The sequence below is a fragment of the Streptococcus sp. 1004_SSPC genome, from assembly GCF_001069025.1.
Taxonomy (GTDB): Bacteria; Bacillota; Bacilli; order Lactobacillales; family Streptococcaceae; genus Streptococcus; species Streptococcus vestibularis.
This window is the reverse complement of sequence record NZ_JWGQ01000110.1, coordinates 16590-34284: the sequence shown is the minus strand read 5'-3', so window position 1 is coordinate 34284 and position 17695 is coordinate 16590. Positions and strand designations below refer to the sequence as shown.

At 37.8% G+C, this 17695-nt stretch carries 22 protein-coding genes and 1 other annotated feature; of the genes, 2 read left to right on the top strand and 20 right to left on the bottom strand.

Features of this window, described 5'->3' with window-relative positions; genetic code table 11:
* Window positions 1–249: 249 nt before the first annotated feature.
* The 8 genes from ADF62_RS08240 to pepV all read right to left on the bottom strand — a co-directional run bounded on the left by ADF62_RS08240 (window position 250) and on the right by pepV (window position 8128).
* On the bottom strand, window positions 250–963 hold the full coding sequence (locus tag ADF62_RS08240) for a type 1 glutamine amidotransferase (protein WP_003092952.1): 714 nt from the start codon (window positions 961–963) through the stop codon (window positions 250–252).
* Window positions 960–2207 carry a chloride channel protein gene (locus ADF62_RS08235; protein WP_003097083.1) on the bottom strand — a complete coding sequence of 416 codons (1248 nt, stop codon included), beginning with the start codon at window positions 2205–2207 and terminating at the stop codon, window positions 960–962. The genes ADF62_RS08240 and ADF62_RS08235 overlap by 4 nt, the downstream gene beginning before the upstream one ends.
* Window positions 2208–2210: 3 nt before the next feature.
* On the bottom strand, window positions 2211–3020 hold the full coding sequence (locus tag ADF62_RS08230; protein ID WP_003092568.1) for a purine-nucleoside phosphorylase: 810 nt from the start codon (window positions 3018–3020) through the stop codon (window positions 2211–2213).
* Between the two features lie 19 nt (window positions 3021–3039).
* A complete protein-coding gene (locus ADF62_RS08225; RefSeq protein ID WP_048788577.1) occupies window positions 3040–3582 on the bottom strand; it encodes a DUF1697 domain-containing protein in 543 nt (180 codons plus the stop codon).
* 1 nt (window position 3583) lies between these two features.
* Window positions 3584–4795, bottom strand: coding sequence for a phosphopentomutase (locus ADF62_RS08220; RefSeq protein WP_048788576.1), 1212 nt, complete (start codon window positions 4793–4795; stop codon window positions 3584–3586).
* Between the two features lie 124 nt (window positions 4796–4919).
* Window positions 4920–5600: a ribose-5-phosphate isomerase RpiA gene (rpiA, locus tag ADF62_RS08215; RefSeq protein WP_048788575.1), complete on the bottom strand. Its 681-nt coding sequence runs from the start codon at window positions 5598–5600 to the stop codon at window positions 4920–4922.
* Between the two features lie 497 nt (window positions 5601–6097).
* Window positions 6098–6682: a uracil-DNA glycosylase family protein gene (locus ADF62_RS08210; protein WP_003092921.1), complete on the bottom strand. Its 585-nt coding sequence runs from the start codon at window positions 6680–6682 to the stop codon at window positions 6098–6100.
* Between the two features lie 39 nt (window positions 6683–6721).
* Complete coding sequence (gene pepV / locus ADF62_RS08205; protein WP_048788574.1) at window positions 6722–8128, bottom strand: dipeptidase PepV; 1407 nt, start codon at window positions 8126–8128, stop codon at window positions 6722–6724.
* Window positions 8129–8356: 228 nt separating this feature from the next.
* Here pepV and ADF62_RS08200 point away from each other — a divergent pair, with 228 nt between their 5' ends.
* The gene (locus tag ADF62_RS08200) at window positions 8357–8542 is read left to right on the top strand and encodes a 4-oxalocrotonate tautomerase (protein WP_002950885.1); all 186 of its coding nucleotides are present in this window, start codon (window positions 8357–8359) and stop codon (window positions 8540–8542) included.
* A 68-nt stretch (window positions 8543–8610) separates the two neighbouring features.
* Here ADF62_RS08200 and ADF62_RS11800 read toward each other — a convergent pair whose 3' ends face one another.
* The 7 genes from ADF62_RS11800 to ADF62_RS08165 all read right to left on the bottom strand — a co-directional run bounded on the left by ADF62_RS11800 (window position 8611) and on the right by ADF62_RS08165 (window position 12398).
* Entirely contained in the window at window positions 8611–8826 is a 216-nt protein-coding gene (locus ADF62_RS11800; RefSeq protein WP_081448749.1) for a hypothetical protein, read from the bottom strand.
* A 378-nt stretch (window positions 8827–9204) separates the two neighbouring features.
* Window positions 9205–9678 (bottom strand): GNAT family N-acetyltransferase, encoded by a 474-nt coding sequence (locus tag ADF62_RS08190; protein WP_037621450.1) that lies wholly within the window; start codon window positions 9676–9678, stop codon window positions 9205–9207.
* A 43-nt stretch (window positions 9679–9721) separates the two neighbouring features.
* Window positions 9722–10081, bottom strand: coding sequence for a 50S ribosomal protein L20 (gene rplT / locus ADF62_RS08185; protein WP_002885090.1), 360 nt, complete (start codon window positions 10079–10081; stop codon window positions 9722–9724).
* A 56-nt stretch (window positions 10082–10137) separates the two neighbouring features.
* Entirely contained in the window at window positions 10138–10338 is a 201-nt protein-coding gene (gene rpmI / locus ADF62_RS08180) for a 50S ribosomal protein L35 (protein ID WP_002885093.1), read from the bottom strand.
* Window positions 10339–10376: 38 nt separating this feature from the next.
* A complete protein-coding gene (infC, locus tag ADF62_RS08175; RefSeq protein WP_002885108.1) occupies window positions 10377–10907 on the bottom strand; it encodes a translation initiation factor IF-3 in 531 nt (176 codons plus the stop codon).
* A gap of 13 nt (window positions 10908–10920) precedes the next feature.
* Window positions 10921–11043 (bottom strand) — a sequence feature (ribosomal protein L20 leader region).
* Between the two features lie 23 nt (window positions 11044–11066).
* The gene (cmk, locus tag ADF62_RS08170; protein ID WP_048788573.1) at window positions 11067–11747 is read right to left on the bottom strand and encodes a (d)CMP kinase; all 681 of its coding nucleotides are present in this window, start codon (window positions 11745–11747) and stop codon (window positions 11067–11069) included.
* Window positions 11748–11768: 21 nt separating this feature from the next.
* Window positions 11769–12398, bottom strand: a complete 630-nt coding sequence (locus ADF62_RS08165; protein WP_003092648.1) for an SAG1386/EF1546 family surface-associated protein — start codon at window positions 12396–12398, stop codon at window positions 11769–11771.
* Between the two features lie 45 nt (window positions 12399–12443).
* Here ADF62_RS08165 and ADF62_RS10490 point away from each other — a divergent pair, with 45 nt between their 5' ends.
* A complete protein-coding gene (locus ADF62_RS10490) occupies window positions 12444–12641 on the top strand; it encodes a ferredoxin (RefSeq protein ID WP_003093080.1) in 198 nt (65 codons plus the stop codon).
* Here the strand turns inward: ADF62_RS10490 and ADF62_RS08160 are convergent.
* The 5 genes from ADF62_RS08160 to ADF62_RS08140 form a co-directional block, all read right to left on the bottom strand.
* The gene (locus ADF62_RS08160) at window positions 12625–13125 is read right to left on the bottom strand and encodes an EbsA family protein (RefSeq protein WP_003092896.1); all 501 of its coding nucleotides are present in this window, start codon (window positions 13123–13125) and stop codon (window positions 12625–12627) included. The genes ADF62_RS10490 and ADF62_RS08160 overlap by 17 nt on opposite strands.
* Window positions 13126–13181: 56 nt before the next feature.
* Complete coding sequence (gene pepT / locus ADF62_RS08155; protein WP_003093077.1) at window positions 13182–14405, bottom strand: peptidase T; 1224 nt, start codon at window positions 14403–14405, stop codon at window positions 13182–13184.
* Between the two features lie 206 nt (window positions 14406–14611).
* Window positions 14612–15169 carry a signal peptidase I gene (gene lepB, locus ADF62_RS08150; RefSeq protein WP_003097070.1) on the bottom strand — a complete coding sequence of 186 codons (558 nt, stop codon included), beginning with the start codon at window positions 15167–15169 and terminating at the stop codon, window positions 14612–14614.
* Window positions 15170–15291: 122 nt separating this feature from the next.
* Window positions 15292–16521: a tetratricopeptide repeat protein gene (locus ADF62_RS08145; protein ID WP_037621448.1), complete on the bottom strand. Its 1230-nt coding sequence runs from the start codon at window positions 16519–16521 to the stop codon at window positions 15292–15294.
* Complete coding sequence (locus ADF62_RS08140; RefSeq protein ID WP_003097067.1) at window positions 16511–17689, bottom strand: AI-2E family transporter; 1179 nt, start codon at window positions 17687–17689, stop codon at window positions 16511–16513. The genes ADF62_RS08145 and ADF62_RS08140 overlap by 11 nt, the downstream gene beginning before the upstream one ends.
* Window positions 17690–17695 lie beyond the last annotated feature (6 nt).

Genomic DNA, 17695 nt, shown 5'->3' with positions numbered 1-17695 from the left:
TTCTCCGCCCGTATTCAGTTCAGTGAATACAGTTAACCCATCCTTTCTATTATTTATTAAGGTAAAAGAGCAACTAGAAAGTGACTGAAAATTAGGAAGGCTGACATAGCTCTACGCATCTAAGAAGGTTAGCTATTTTCTAAACTCTCCACTCGTTTTCAAATATGAATACCTGCTGCACCATCCTTAAGTTATATTTTTTTAAAGTTTTCTACTATTATATAAATAGTATATGAGCTACTTAAATGTTTAGATCTGGATTAGTGAATCTAGAAAAGCAAATAACTTTTTGTTCATTTCAGAATAATCGTTTTTACGTAATTGATCTGGTGTTTGAACAAAAGGTAACTGTTTATTTTGCTGGCACAAGTGCTCTTCACCATCAGCAGCTATCAGTAAATCAATCGCTTCAAGGTCAAACTCTAAATGTGCTTGGAAGGCATAATGTTTAGGGCTAAAGCGAACTATTTGGCGTGGACAGCCCTGACTGGTCGCAAGAACAACTGCCTTGTCGGTCAAACCAGGCATATCTCCATGCCAGTGACCCGTGTTTAAAGTAGAACCAAAATCTTTAATGTGCTCATCAGCTAATCCTTCCTCTGTTAAGGTCAAAGGGAAAACGCCAATCTCGCGTTCTGGACTATGTTCATATTTCCCACCATAAGCTCCAGCTAACAGTTGAGCCCCTAAGCATACCCCGACAATATAGATATCAGCATCAATAGCTTTTTGAATTAATGTAATTTCAGCCTTTGGATCATAGTATGGAAAGACTTGACGATCTTCATCAGGTGACTGAGGTCCGCCCATTACTATAAGGAAATCAATATCATCAACAGTTTCTGGAAGTTTCTCTTTCTCATAAACCTTTGTTGACGAAATATGGTGTCCACGCTTTTGAGCCCATTTCAAATAAGCTCCTGGAACCTCAAATTTTTCGTGTAAAATAAAATGAATATTCATAATCTTTTCTTCCATTTATTGTTTATTATCCTTGATAGGATACTCGCTAGTATAAGAGGGAATACGATAACACCTCCAGTACCTGTAAAACCAACAACTAAGGCTATTCCTGTTAGAGGGGCATCAAGCGTTGTTCCTAAAAATACGGTTGCCCCTAGTAACATTCCTAAACTAAGACTATGAGAAAATCCAAAATTTCCAAGAAGTACCGTTATCAGATAACCCGTACCTACACCTAAAGCAAACGATGGCGTCAGAGTTCCACCATAAGCACCACTCCTTAAAAGTAGACAGACCAATAGACATTTGATGATGAGAATGACAGGAAGATATGCTGAAGAGTTCCCAGAAAAAATCCATTGAGCTAGAACCTGTCCATTTCCCATAAAGATAGGAAGGTTAGCTGATAGTCCACCAAGAATTAGAAAGGCAAAGGGCAACGTCCAAAGAATTTCTTTACCTGTAATACGATGGCTACTGGCCTTCTTTGCAAAATATCCAAATATTATGGCAAATGGTGTTACAAATAACGCTAAGATGATTGCCTGTATGAAACTGGAAGAATCAATAGTCACTGTATCGACTATATATAAGGCGTGTCCACCAACAATTGGTTTAGCACAATAAGCAGATACATAAGTAGTCGCAAAAATAATGATAATATTCTTTAGTGTCCAAGAGACTCCTAATGTTTCCAAAACAAATAAAGCGCTAGCAAAAGGCACTTGGTAAACAGAGGCTAGCCCTGCACCAGCACCACAAGCAATTAATAATTGTCTATCGGAAATGTCTAAATGCAATCCTTTAGAAAGACTACCACCAAAGAGAGCACCCAATTCTCGAGGTGCTCCTTCTTTGCCTATTGAGGCCCCAGCAGCAACGATTGCCACCTGGATTAATGCATGTAGAGACTGACCTAGAAAATTTGGACTCCTTTTACCAACGAGTTTTTTAGCTTTGCTAATAGAAAGTAAGGTGACACGCCGTTGAAGAAAATACCAAAATAAACTAGATAAGACCCCAACAACAAGTAAGACTGAGAGCCTTCGAAAAGCACTCACTGATTGAAACTGTAACAAGAGGTTCCCTTTATCTTTACCAAACGCAAGAACTTGTATAAATTCTAGAAGATAGTGGCAAAAAATTCCAACAACCCCTGAAGCAACGCCAGTCCCAATAACAGCTAAACTCAGCTTAAGGAATTTTAGTAACAACCTTAAACGTCTCCTTACCTGAGAAATCATTTCTTAGAGTTCCGCCAAAATAGCTTTAAGCAATCCTTTGAAGTCCCCCTTGATACGTTCAGTCACTTCTACAACTTCTTCGTGGTTGAGTTCTTCTTGGAAACCAGCAGCATGGTTAGTGATACATGAAATTCCTAGAACTTTCAAGCCTGAGTGAGCTGCCACAATAACTTCAGGAACAGTGGACATACCAACTGCATCTGCCCCCAATGTCTTATAGGCACGAATCTCTGCAGGTGTTTCATAAGTCGGACCAGTTACACCGATATAGACACCTTCATCAAGCTTGATACCAAGTTTCTTAGCCACTTCATGGGCAGTAGCACGGTATTCTGGTGTGTAGGCTTTAGACATATCAGGGAAACGTGGGCCAAAGTCATCCAAGTTTTCACCGATCAATGGGTTTTGACCAGTCATATTGATATGGTCAGTAATAGTCATCAAAGTACCAGGACCGAAGCCAATACCACCAGCAGCATTAGTTACAATAACACCTTCACAACCAAGAGCTTTCATAACACGTACAGGGAAAGTTACCACTTCAAGAGGATTTCCTTCATAAAAATGGAAACGTCCTTGAAGAGCCAATACCTTACGTCCAGACAAAGTACCATATACAAGTTTACCTGCATGACCGACTACTGTTGATTGTCCCCAGTTTGGAATATCTGCGTAATCGATTACAATAGCATCTTGGACCTCTTCAGCCAATTCTCCAAGTCCAGAACCCAAAATCAAACCAAACTCAGGTTTTTCAATTCCTTTGCTTTCCAAAAAGGCTTGCGTAACTCTAATTTTTTCAAGTAGTGACATCTAAATCTCCTTTAGTTCCTTATTTTTTTAAATAATGACCAATGTTTGAAAAAGTTCTTGCATTTCGAATCGTAATATAAGGATAAAATGATGACTTTAATAGATTTTTATGATAAGCCGTTTGATTGTAGCTTGTCTTATCATATTTCCCCCAGTAAATTCCTAATTCCCCAAAATGAAGAGTCTCATCTGCCAAATCAAAAGAATTTATTACTCTCTTTAATTGATCCTTGTCTAATTGTACTGTATAAAAGAGGACATCTTTTCTGTACAAATCATTTTCCCACCATTTTGGTAGAGATTTACACTCATTTTGGTATTCCTCTAGTGTGAAAAGGGAAAAGACAGTAATAAATGAGTAAGACTTATTCAGAAATTCTTCTATTACAAAAAGTAATTCTTCTTTCATCATGGGTGAATCAAAGAAAAAATTTCCACTATTAATATAGGAGGAAACATTCTTAAAACCAAGTTTCTCAAGGTCATGGCGGAATTTTTCCATGACTACCTTATTACGACCGCCGACATTTATCCCACGAACCAGAAGTGCATAACGTTTCATTTTAGACAAGTTTATCTAAGAAACTTTCACCAATCATGGCTTTCTCAACACCGAAGTTATCCGCAATTGTTGCTGAGATGTCGGCGAAGTGTCCAACTGGAATCAAGCCACTACCTTTGAAGGCTGGACTGTAAGCCAAAAACGGGATGTATTCACGCGTATGGTCTGTACCAGCATAAGTTGGGTCATTACCATGGTCTGCAGTAATCATCAAGAGATCATCTTCTTTCATAGCAGCGATGATTTCAGGCAAGCGCTCATCAAATTCATGCAAGCAATCGCGATAGCCATGTGGATTACGACGGTGTCCGTAAAGGGCATCAAAGTCTACTAAGTTTGTGAAAGAGAAACCATGTTTAAACTCTTCTGATGTCATAACCTTAATCAAATTGTCTACACCGTGGCTATTTGATTTGTTGTGGCCCATATCGTGGTTGATACCTTCACCATTGAAGATGTCACTAATCTTACCAACTGAGTAAGTATCGATACCAGCCTCATTCAATTTGTCCAAAACAGTTGGAGCAAATGGTGAAACAGCCAAGTCACGACGGTTAGATGTACGAGTAAAGTTTCCAGGCTCACCAACGTAAGGACGAGCAATGATACGACCAAGAAGAGCTGGACGTTCCAAAGTGATAGAACGAGCAAATTCACAAATACGATACAATTCTTCAACAGGAATAATATCCTCGTGAGCTGCGATTTGAAGAACCGGATCAGCTGATGTATAAATAATCAATTCGCCTGTTTCCATTTGGCGTGGTCCAAAATCATCGATAACTGCTGTACCAGAATAAGGTTTGTTGGCCTCGCGGATGACCTTGCGTCCTGAGAATTCTTCGATTTGAGTAAGAATTTCCTCTGGGAAGCCATTCCAGAAAGTATCGAAAGGCTCTGTAATATTAAGTCCCATGATTTCCCAGTGACCTGTCATGGTATCTTTTCCAAGAGAGACTTCTTCTAACTTAGTTGCGTAACCAGTTGGATTGCTCTCAGCTGGAACAGTTTTCAAGGCTTGTTCGCGAGGAATATTTCCAAGACCAAGTTTAGCCATGTTTGGCACATTCAAACCAACAGTTTTAGAAATATGTCCAAGAGTATCTGAAGCTCCGTCAGGAACACCAGCATTGACAAAGTTATTGGCATCTGGAGCTGCACCAATACCTACTGAGTCAAGAACGATTAAATGCATTCGATTAAATTTGGACATAACAACACCACATAGAGCTAAAATCTTTCGAAATTACCTCTTTCCTTTCTACATAATAATCTAGTAATAACATAACTATTAAGCTACTTTATTCATTTACAATTTAAAAGAAAATTAAACAGGACTAATCCTTAGCCTCAACAATCTTAACACCGTCTTTTCCAGCAACGATAACCTTGTTAACCATTCCATTGAATAAACCATGATCAACAACACCAGTCATAGCTTTTAGTTCGTCACCTAAAGCAACTGGATTATTAATTTTGCCGAGATCCAAATCAATAATGAAATTCTTCATATCTGTAACAAAGCGATCACCTTGTTCAGTTAATCGGAATGATGGCTTATAACCCTTAGATTCAAAGACGCGATATAATCGATCAGCACCATATTGAACAACTTCGACTGGTAATTTAAAAGCACCAAGTTGTTCAACCATCTTAGACTCATCAACTACCCAGATGTACTCTTTAGTAGGTGTAGCAACGATTTTTTCCATCAAGAGGGCACCACCGCCACCTTTAATACCGTTGAGTTGAGGATCTACTTCGTCGGCGCCATCAACGGTAACATCAATACTATCAATATCATCCACTGATTTCAAAGGAATACCTAGACCTTCAGCTTGCTTCGTTGTTTGACTAGATGTCGTTACACCTACTACACTAAGACCTTCCTCCTTTATTCGACGACCAATCTCCTCTACAAAGAAATAAGCTGTTGAACCAGTACCTAGTCCAACAACCATGCCATCTCCAACAAAACTAGCAGCCCTTACACCAGCGAGCTTTTTCAATTCTTCCATGCACATCTCCTTGCATCTTTCTATACATTTAGTTAGACTCATTATAACATGAGTCTTCTTTAAATTGCAACGATAAGTATGAAAAGGCTATCAAAAACTTTAAAACAATAAAACTAGACCCTAAAATTAGAATCTAGTTTGGACGGAGAAATAATATAATAGCACCACTTAGTCTTCTTTACGACATTTGAAGAATTCTACGAAAGCTGAAAAAAATCATTGCGCTGTTGTAAAATGAAGTGCAACAGGGCAATTTCTTTAGTCTAAAAAATAGTTATTTTAATTTTATATGTTGCTCTTATTGAAATTAAAATTATATTGCAATTAATGCGTTTGGTATTGAAGTTTTTATTAATTATATTTTTCAAATAATTTTGTTAGAAGATCAAAAAAAGCCCCAAAGGGCCAAAATCTTTACAATATTTGGGTATGCTCTGATAGTTGCTTCATTGATTTGAAACAATACCTAGTGACAATCCAAGTTCAGATATCTGAATTCATTGACTCAAGATTTTTTGAACCAATGCTTTTAAATCTGGAACCACTTCTTTCATAAACCATGGATTTTTCGCTTGCCAGATATTATTTCGTGGTGACGGATGCACTAAAGGAAAATAGTCTGGAAGATAATCTTTGTAATGCTTAACTGTATCTGTTAACTTAGCTGATGACTTTTGATGCAAATAGTAACGCTGAGCATAGTTTCCTACTAGTATGGTTAATTGAATATTTGGAGCTAAATCTAAAACTCTCTCATGCCATTTATCTGCAAAACCTTTGCGAGGCGGTAAATCTCCCGATTTTCCGTGACCCGGGAAATAAAAATCCATTGGTACAATGGCAAACATACCCGATTCATAAAAATCTTCTCTCGAAACACCCATCCAATCCCGTAGATTATCCCCACTAGGATCATTCCAATAAAGCCCAGACTCTTGAGCACGGATACCAGGAGCTTGTCCGACGATATTAATCCGTGCCGTTTTTGGAATACTAAACAAGGGTTTGATACCTTGTTCAGTATAAGTTTTATTTTGTTCATCATCCATAATTGCTTGTGTCAATTCTTCAAGTGTTTCCATATTTTCCTCCAAAAAAAGAGACAAAATGTCTCTTCTTTTTTATTTGATCAACTCATAGATAGCTTCTGCATAAATAGCAGCTGCACGGTACAAGTCCTCAACTTCAGTAAACTCATTTGCTTGATGCATGGTATTGACATACCCTGGGAACATAGCACCATAAGCAACACCACGTTTAAGCAGACGCCCAAAGGTTCCGCCACCAATGATTTGTTCATGACCTTTAAGGCCTGTCTGTTTCTCATAAACAGAAAGAAGTGTCTGTACCATAGGATCACTAACTGGTACATAGTGCGGTACGTGACCATGTTCTGAGAGACTGACTGCCTTAGGCTCTTCAAGTTTTTCAAGACAAGTCTTAATATCATCCGTATCAACCCCTTGAGGGTAGCGGAAATTCAAAGCAATTGTATTATCTTCAGATTCCTTGTTGAAGGTAAAGACACCGGCATTCATAGTTAACTCACCCATTTTAGAATCTGTATAGGCAAGACCTGTCTTTTCAGCAAAGAAATCTTGATGAAGTGTTTCAGCAACTAAATTCAAATAAGTCTTAGCATTAGCCTGAAAATCAAATTGGCTAAGGAAGAGTGCTAAGTATGTTGCCCCATTGATACCATTTTGAGGCATCATACCATGAGCTGATTTCCCATGAATAGTCACATGGAAAGCACCTGCTTCTTCAGTCACTTGACCAGTTACTTCTTGATCAGCAACAAAGTCATTAAGTTTAGACTCAAGTTCCTGTAAAGTGATAGGTGCCGTAAACTCTGCACTTGCAGATTCAGGAACCATATTTTCACGCATGCCACCATTAAAGCTTACGAGGCTAAAGTCACCATCGTTTTGTCCTTCAAAATGAAGATAGGCAGTAATATTTCCTTTTTCCCCATTGATAATTGGAAATTCTGCATCAGGAGAAAAACCAAAATCAGGATCTTTCAATCCATTATGAGCGAAATAATAATCCATATCACCCCAACCAGATTCTTCATCTGTACCAACAATAAAGCGAACGCGCTTAGATACTGGAAGCTCAAGCTCTTTGATAATTTTCAAGGCATAATAACAAGCCATTGTGGGCCCTTTATCATCTGATGAACCACGAGCATAAAGCTTTCCTTCTTTGATGACTGGCTCATAAGGATCAGTGTCCCATCCGCTACCCGCTGGAACCACATCCAAGTGTGCAAAGATACCCAATACCTCATCTCCTTGACCAAATTCAAAGTCACCAGCGTAATTATCAATATTACGAGTTTTATAACCATCACGTTCAGCTAAAGCAAGAAAATGTTCCAAAGCTTTTACTGGTCCAGGACCAAATGGGTGCTTTTCATCAACCTTACTGTCATCACGTTCTGAATTAATACGCAAAAGACCAAAAAGGTCCTCCATCAAAGCTTCTTTACGTTTATCAACTTCGGCGCGAAAATCAATTGTCATAATTTACTCCTTACTGTCTTTAGTTAGCACTATTTTACCATTTTTAGTAAGAGTTTTCATCTCTTTGAATATACCAAATTAAAAAGGCAAATAGTTTTCTAAGATCACAAGACACCTACCTCTTTCAAAATAATTCATAGCTAGCATTATTTCAAGAATTTCTAAAAACTTTAGAATATTCTCTTAATTCATGCTATAATAGGACTATCAAAACTAAGGAGATGCATTATGCCATTTGTAAAAATTGATCTCTTTGAAGGTCGTTCAGAAGAACAAAAGATTGAACTTGCTCGCGAAGTTACTGAGGTTGTATCACGTGTTGCAAAAGCCCCTAAGGAAGCTATCCATGTTTTCATTAACGATATGCCAGAAGGGACTTACTACCCACACGGTGAAATGAAAAAGAAAAACTAAATCAAAAAGCAGTCACAGATGTGACTGCTTTTTGATATAAAATCTGGAGTCTAACTTCAGTTCACAACTTAAATAATAGTTGGTAATTCGTCATCGTCGTCAAAATTCTCAACGACTCCTTCACCAGGCAAAGGTTTTTGTAGTTTTCCCAAGATAAAACGTGAGATTGGACCAACCACTAGAAAATTAAGTGGTAAAGCCATGATAACATTTGTCAACCAAGCACGACCATAGGATAATAGCGTCACCAAATGACTGTTGTAAACTAATCCATAGAATGACATAAAGGTTACCATGAATAGCGCCATGGTTCCAGAAATCACTAAAATCTTTGCCCATCGTTTATCATGGGCTTTTACTTTATGTAAAATCGCAAATGCTATTGTCTTGGCTAGTGGTCCCACCAAAAGCATATCCAGTAAGAAAGCAACTACAAATCCAGGAAGATAACCTTGGAAAAAGTGACCCCAAACAAAGGGAACTACTCCAGTCCAATCAAGGATGAGAAGATTCCATAGACCATCATTCCACACATCAAAAACGTACAAAGCAAAGCTTCTTTAAAATTACGAGGCATTAAAATTCTCCATTTCTAAAAGTTCTCTTTTAGCATATCAAAAATATTTTCTCCTCGTAAGTTAAATTTCTCTCATGAAAACATATTATTTTAGGATAGTTTCCATTTCTGTATATCTCGGTTTCATACCTAAACGTTCGTAAAAACGTAGAGCACCCGCATTATCATTCCATACGTGAAGTGTCAGATTATAACACCCTAACTCCTTAGCATAGTCCAAGGCAAATTGGTAAAGCTTTTCTCCTAATTTTTGACCTCGAGCCTCCTTATCAACGCATAAATCATCAATAAAAAGAGTCTTAACAGCCTTTAGTGGACCATTATTATCAGATACTTCTTTAATCATTAAGAACAGATGACCCAAGATACGCCCATCTTTCGCCTCATAAACAAAAATAGGTTTATTTGGATCATTAATCACTGCTTCTAACTCTACATCTGTAAATTTACTGCCTTCTGACTTAAAAACATCAGGACGTGCTTGATGATGAACTAGAAGAATCTGCCCCAATAACTCCTGTAATCTTGGGATATCTTCTGCTCTTGCTAAACGAATCATAATTACCTCCATAAAAAAAGATGGGTAAAACCCATCTTAATTCTTATTTACCAAGTTTTGCTTTAGCTGCATCTGCAAGAGCTGTGAAAGCTGCTGCATCGTTAACTGCCAAATCAGCAAGCATTTTACGGTTAACTTCGATTTCAGCCAATTTCAAACCGTGCATCAATTGTGAGTATGACAAACCGTTCAAACGAGCTGCCGCATTGATACGTGTAATCCAAAGTTTACGGAAATCACGTTTCTTTTGACGACGGTCACGGTATGCATAGTAGTAAGAATTCATTACTTGTTCTTTTGCAGTACGGAACAAGATGTGTTTTGCACCATAGTAACCTTTAGCAAGTTTCAATACACGTTTACGACGTTTGCGTGATACAACGCCACCTTTAACACGAGCCATTTATATATTCCTCCGAATTAGTTCTAGTTTAGTTAATTTGTAATGCTTGTAGCGGATTAACGCATTTGTGAAAGCATTGATTTGATACGTTTAAAGTCACCTGAATGTACCATTGACGCTTTACGAAGGTGACGACGTTGTTTTTTAGTTTTACCGTGGAAACGGTGAGATGTGAAGGCACGGAAGCGTTTCAATCCACCTGAACCTGTACGTTTGAAACGTTTAGCTGATGCGCGGTGTGTTTTTTGTTTTGGCATTTTAAAATTCTCCTCTTAAAATAGTGTTAGTTTGACAATTATTTTTTGTCAGGAATTGGTGCAAGTTGCATGAACATTTGACGTCCATCCATCTTCGCTCTTTGCTCAATAATCGCAATATCTTGCGTTTTTTCAGCAAATTCCGCCAATACCTTAGCTCCGATTTCTTTATGAGTAATCATACGACCTTTGAATCGGATAGAAACTTTAACCTTGTTTCCTTTTTCAAGGAATTTACGGCCGTTACGAAGTTTTGTTTCAAAGTCACCTTTATCGATGACTGGGCTCAAACGAACTTCCTTAACGGTAACAACGCTTTGTTTCTTACGTTGTTCTTTTTGTTTCTTTTGATACTCAAATTTGAACTTACCATAGTCCATAATCTTAGCAACAGGTGGCGTAGCTTGTGGTTGGATAAGAACCAAGTCAACATTTGCATCATCTGCAATAGCTTGTGCTTCTGACAATGGTTTAATTCCCAATTGTTCACCATCAAGACCAACAAGACGAACTTCACGAACGCGAATTTCATCATTAATGAATAGATCTTTCTTAGCTATGATCTTCACCTCTTTATTTTTTTAGAGAAAAACAAAGCGGACTTGATATACAAGCCCGCACACATAATATCCCTTTAAGGATTTGACATGTTGGGCCAGACAACCTAAGTCGCAAGGCGAGAAGTTCTCACTTCTGCTTTTCTCATTGTTAATAGTATAACAAGTGAGTCATCCTTTGTCAATAATTTTTTTTGCTTTTTCTTGAATAAATTCCACAACACCCTCAATTGACACTCCTGTAGTGTCAAAAGTAATGGCATCTTCCGCTGGTTTAAGAGGTGATACCTTACGATGACTATCTTTATAGTCACGTTCAGCAATTTCTTTTTTTAAAGTCTCAAGGTCAGTAGAAATTCCTTTTTCGATATTTTCCTTATAACGGCGTTCCGCACGTTCATCAACTGAAGCAATCAAGAAGATTTTGAGTTCTGCATCAGGCAAAACCACAGTCCCAATATCACGACCATCCATGATAATAGCACCATCTTGAGCAATACGTTGTTGTTGTGCAACCAGTTCTTGGCGCACTTCAGGAATGGCTGCTACCCAAGAAACATTATTTGTGACTTGGTTATCACGAATGGGGTGTGTAATATCAACATCACCAACATAAACCTGCTGACTACCATCTGCTGCTTTTCCGAATGAAATCGGATGTTGAGATAGTTGCTCCAAAATTTCTGGTACATTTTCCTCAGTCAAACCATTCTGCAAGGCCAAATAAGTTGCAGATCGGTACATAGCACCTGTATCAAGATAAGTATAGCCAAGATTTTTTGCAATAATCTTGGCTACTGTACTTTTTCCACTTGACGCAGGACCATCAATAGCAATTCTAATATCTTTCATGATGTTCCTTTGCTTTTAAAATTATTGAACATTAACGACATCACCTGGGTTAGCATACCAGTAACCACTTGTCATGTGATCAGGGTTAAGACGTTCCAACTCATCTACAGAGATACCTGCACGTGCAGCGATTGAACCGGCACCTTCACCAGATTGAACAACGATTGATGAACCGTCGGTTGCTGCTGCAGCACTTGATGGTGTTGTTTCAGCTGACCCAGTTGCATAGTCTTTTTCAACATGTTTAGAAGAGCTTGATACTTTCGTTGATGAAGATTTCTCTTTAGTAGATTTCTCACTATCTTCACCCTTACCTGAATCTTTTTCGCTTGATGAAGATTTAACAACTTTGCTAGTTGAAGTTGAAGAGAAACCTGAAGATTCCTTAGACGCTGCAGTTTTGCTTCCTCCAACATTTGATGTGTAGAAAACAAAGAACAAAATACATACAACAATAATAAAGAATAAGCCAAGCAAGACTGTCAAGAATGACGAATTGATGAAGCCACCTTTTTCTTGCTTCTCATCTGAAGGAGTGTCCTCCTCTTCTTCAAAATCCTCAAACTCATCTTCGTCATCTAGAAAATCAGCATCAACTACTTCTTCCAACTCTTCTTCAGAAACCTTATCTTCCCATGGTTTTTTACTCATGATTTTCTCCTTGTAAAAACAATAAATCTATTTTAAAATAATACTATGAAAGTATCATTAATTCCAGAAAAATGTATCGCTTGTGGTTTGTGCCAAACCTACTCTCCTGTCTTTGATTATGATGACGAAGGAATCGTTAGGTTTAAAGATAGCGACCAACTTATTAGAACGATTGAAAATAGTCCCGAAACTTTGACAGCTGTCAAATCTTGTCCTACCAAAGCCCTTATTTGCGAAGTTTAATCTTGAGGGCTTTTTTTGATTCCTCATAAAAGGCAAAATAATCAAAATTAGTCATATAATCCATTAGTTCTACCTCACCTTTGAAATCAGGATGAAGTGCTAAAGCATCTAAGAAATATTTCTTAGGCCACTTTCTCATATAAAACTGACGTTTCTTTCCATTTTTAAAAATGAGACACAAGCCGGTTTTGATAACTTCCACTTTTTCAATATCACTAATCTGCACCTTACGCGGTTTAAAAATATTGAAAGAAACAATACGCAGTATTCCATAATCTTCAATAATAAAGTAACGATGGAACCCTAGACCAAATAAAGCAACAAAAATAGTGAAAAGCATCAAAATATGTGAGGGCACCGAGTACAACTCGAACAGAAGGGCGGCTGCAATAAAGATTGGCGTGATGGCTAAAGACCAATAAATGATAAGCCAAGACAATTCAGGTTGCCAATGGTAACGATACTTGCCGAAAATTTTAATCATCTCAGCACCTCCATTACATCTAATTCTACCATAAAATCAGTTTTTAGCAAGCGCAATTAGGGATTACTGACAATTCCAAGAATAACATCTACAGCTTTTTCCATTGTTTGTAAAGAAACGTACTCATAACGACCATGCATATTTTCACCACCTGCAAAAAGGTTTGGTGTCGGAATTCCCATGAAAGATATCTTTGAACCATCAGTTCCACCACGAATTGGCTCAATGACTGGAACAATTCCTAGGTCCTCCATAACCTCCTTAGCCAACTCAACAGGCATCATATCTTTTTCAATGACTTGACGCATGTTATAATATTGATCTTTGATCACCAAATCAACTCGCGTTTGACCGTAGGCTTGATTCATTTTATCGGCAATTTCTTGGAAAGTTGCTTTTCGATTTTCAAAAGACTCTGTCTCAAAATCACGAATGATATATGATGAATTTGCTTCTTCAACAGTACCTGTCATTGTTTGAAGATGGTTGAAACCTTGATAACCATCCGTCAACTCTGGACGATCTTCTGCGGGCAACTGATTATGAAAATCAATTGCCAATTGCAAAGCATTGACCATCTGACCTTTTGCTGTTCCAGGGTGGACATTACGGCCATGAAAAGTCAGCTCAGCACCCGCGGCAGAGAAGGTTTCATACTGTAATTCACCCAATGGACCACCGTCAACAGTGTAGGCAAAATCGACATCAAAATCATCAACATCAAATTTATCTGCGCCAATTCCAATTTCTTCATCAGGACCAAAGCCTACACGAATCTCACAATGCTTGATTTCAGGATGTGCCTTCAAATGAGCTAATGCTGTCATAATCTCAGCAATACCAGATTTATCATCAGCTCCAAGAAGAGTGGTGCCATCTGTCGTAATAAGTGTATGACCGATGTAATTCTGGAGATTTGGAAAATCAGTTGGATTTAGGTTGTAACCTGAGGTCCCCAGAGGAATAATGCCTCCATCATAGGATTCAATAACTTGGGGTGATACTCCTTCTGCATTAAAATCTGCAGTATCCATATGAGAGATGAAACCAATCTTACGTGTTAATTGGTCATCGTTAGCCGGCAGGGTTGCCACTAGGTAACCATTACTTTCCAAATAATGGACGTTACTTAAACCAAGCTCTTCCAATTCTGGTTTTAGAATATTCAAAGCAAAATCTACCTGGCTTTGTGTTGTTGGCGTTCTTGTCGCATTTTCATCACTACGTGTATTTATTTTGACATAGCGTAGAAAACGTTCTAAGAGTAAATCGTAGGCCATAAGTACTCCTTTTATTGTATTTACTATTTATCTCAATTATAGCATAAAAACCCATCATATTGATGGGTTGACCGTATGACTGAAACTTTAGTTTCTTTTTCGTAATAAGCCTTAGTCCCCATCACAATTGCATTTGCTAAAGACAATATCACTAAAAAAGCTAGAAACTTATCAAAAGTTTCTAGCTTTTCAGTAGTATTGAAATATTAATCGACATCAACGAAACCAAAACGTGATAGAGGATACAATCTGAAAGAGATAACACCTTTAATTTGGTCCTTTTCAATAAGACCAAACTTACGACTATCATCTGTATTACGACGGTTATCGTTCAACACAAGGTATTGACCTTTTTCAATCTTAGTTTGTTTATTATCTGTCAATGTTGCAATGGAAAAATCATCAGTAAAGAAATTCCCAGGTGACACTGTCGCCAAATAAGCTGATTTATCTTTGCTAATATAGGTTTCGTCAACTGACTTATCATTGATATAAAGGAAATCATCCATAGCTGTCACGCTCTTGCCCTCATCAGCAATAACACGGCCGATATATTCCTTACCATTAACCGTATACAAGATAAAGTCCTTATTATGCGGTTCAACATTTTTATTGAAAGTAACATAATCACCTGCATGAATATAGTCATTTGCCTGACCTTCGGTTACACGGTGTGTTGATAACACAAAAGCTCTTAACAATAAAATCACTACAATGGCAAGAACTGCTATGATAATATTTCGAATTAAATCTCTCTTAACCATATTTACTCCTTATGGGTTCTAATAAAATCATAACATAAATAGACAAATAAAAAAAGAGGAGGTTGAGTAAGATTCGCACTCCCCTCCTTCTATTTAAACAACCAATTAAAACATTTTAAAGCTTAGTAATCTTCAAGAAACGTTTGCATATTGACATCGTCTGGCACCAAGGCAAGGTATTTTTCTGCTGTTACACGCGCCTGGTCTCTGTAACCAAATTCTCTTAGAATATATGCATAATCCTGTAAGAATTCAGGATTATCAGCCAAATCTTTAGACAAATCTTGATAAATTTGAAAAGCTTCTTCATCATCATCAAGTGCTTGATAGGCTCTGGCGATATTCCAACGAGCCAAAACAGAATCTACCTCGTAATCAGCTAAAGCTACCAGGTCCTCGTAACGTTCTTCTTCCAAATAGAGAGTACTTAAACGTAAGACAATCTCATCCTGGTCCTCAGCCAATGGCAAGGCTTGCTTCAAATAAGATTCAGCAGATTGAGTATCATGCAACTCGTAGGATAACTGTGACGCTAACAAAAGTAATTGAACATCAAAGGCATTTTTTGAAATCCCTTGTTGTGCCATACGTAAGGCTTCTTCGGTTTTATGTTCTGCATGTAACGACAAAGCGTAAACATACTCATAACCTTCGAAATCTGCAGACATGGTTTCTATCTGCTTAAAGTAAAAATTAGCTTTTTGATACTCTTCTTGATCATAGAGCAAAGTGGCTAATTCAAAAGCAGTGGTATCATCGTACTCAATTTCAATAGCTTTTTCCAAAAATTCACGAGCAGCTTCAAACTTTCCAAGACTGGCATAAGCCTTACCAATGCGTTCATAAGTAGAAACCCCAGTCATTGCCAGAAGGTCACGATTATCCAATTTAGCATAGTATTGAATAGCTTGTTCAAAATTTCCAAGTTCAAATTCCATCTCAGCCAAACCAAAAATAATCAATGAATCATCTGATAATTGACTTGCCTCTAACAACTTGTCACGTGCTACATCCGTCAAGCCCTCTATTTGGTAGAGGTCTGCCTTTACAATCAACGCAGACAAATAGTCCTCAGACTCCTCAGGAATAGCGTCTAAATAGAGAAACGCTTCTTCAATATTGCCATCTTCGGCTGCAATTTGTGCTAGATTGACATTAACCTCTGGAAAATCAAAACGAACTTTTTCGTAAATTTCCTGTGCCTGTGGTAAGAAACCAATAGACTCTAAGTATTGGCCCAACTCAACAAGAACCTCTGCAGGGTCTTCTCGTAAAGCTTTTTTAAAATATTTGTCAGCGTGGTCTAAATCTTGGTTTCCGATAGAGGCAACCATTTTTTCACTATTTAACATCGTCTTTTTGTCCTTCAATTTCAATGTCATCTTGGTAAAGATTACTTACAGAACGGTACCAATCAAAAATCTCTCTAACAACAACCTTGACAGAGGCATAGATTGGAATCCCTAATAGGACACCCCACACACCGTACAGAGAGCCTGCTGTCAAGAGAATAAACATAATGGTGATAGGGTGAATGCTTAGTTTATTTCCCAAAACAAGTGGAGAAACAAAACGTCCTTCAATAGTTTGCTCGATAACAAAAATGATGAGGACCTTGATTAGCATAGCAGGACCTTGAACCAATCCCATAATAACAACGGGTACCATAGCTAGAAAGCTTCCAAGATAGGGAATCATATTTAGAAATCCTGCTAAAATACCAAAAGTCATTCCATAACGAAGCCCAACAATCTTGAACATGATACAGAACATAATTGCCACGACAATCGCTACTGTCACTTGACCTTGAACATAACCTTCAAGCTGATTATTGATATCTGAAAGCATACGGACAGTCGTTTTACGAAAACGTGTCGGTAAAGCTGAGACAAAGCTATGTTTCATCTTTTGACTATCTCTTAAGAGATAAAAAAGAATGAATGGTGTCAAAATGATAGCAACTGTTACTCTTGCTACTGTGCTAGCAAAGGTCCCAATCCAAGTCAGAGCTGAAGTAGAAAAGTGCTCGGCATAATTGACCATTCTCGCTGAAAAATCACTGAGCACAGCCTCTAAATCTCCATGAAAATTGGAAAGAATAGGAAGTTTCAACCAACGTTCCGTTTCACTGTTTGCCCGAGCAATGTATGATGGTGCATTTCTAATCAAAATCAAAATTTGATCTTGTAAGTTAGGAATAGCCGTCGAAATTCCCCAAACTAGGAGTAAGGCAAGAATAGCATAGATAAGCAAGATAGACATGGTCCGATTTAAACCAGTTTTTTCGACTAATAGCACCAAAGGTTTTATCAGATAATAAAGGAGCATGGAAATAACCAGCGGCAACATAATAATGGTCAGAAATTGAATAACTGGTGAAAAAATTGGACTAATTTTGGTAAAAATCAAGACCGTCAAACCAATCAAGAGTAAGATTAGAAAGGCCATTACCACCTGATTATTCAAAATCCACATAAAAAACCATGTTTCTGAAAATTTTTCTGTCTTTTTACGGCTCATAGTTTC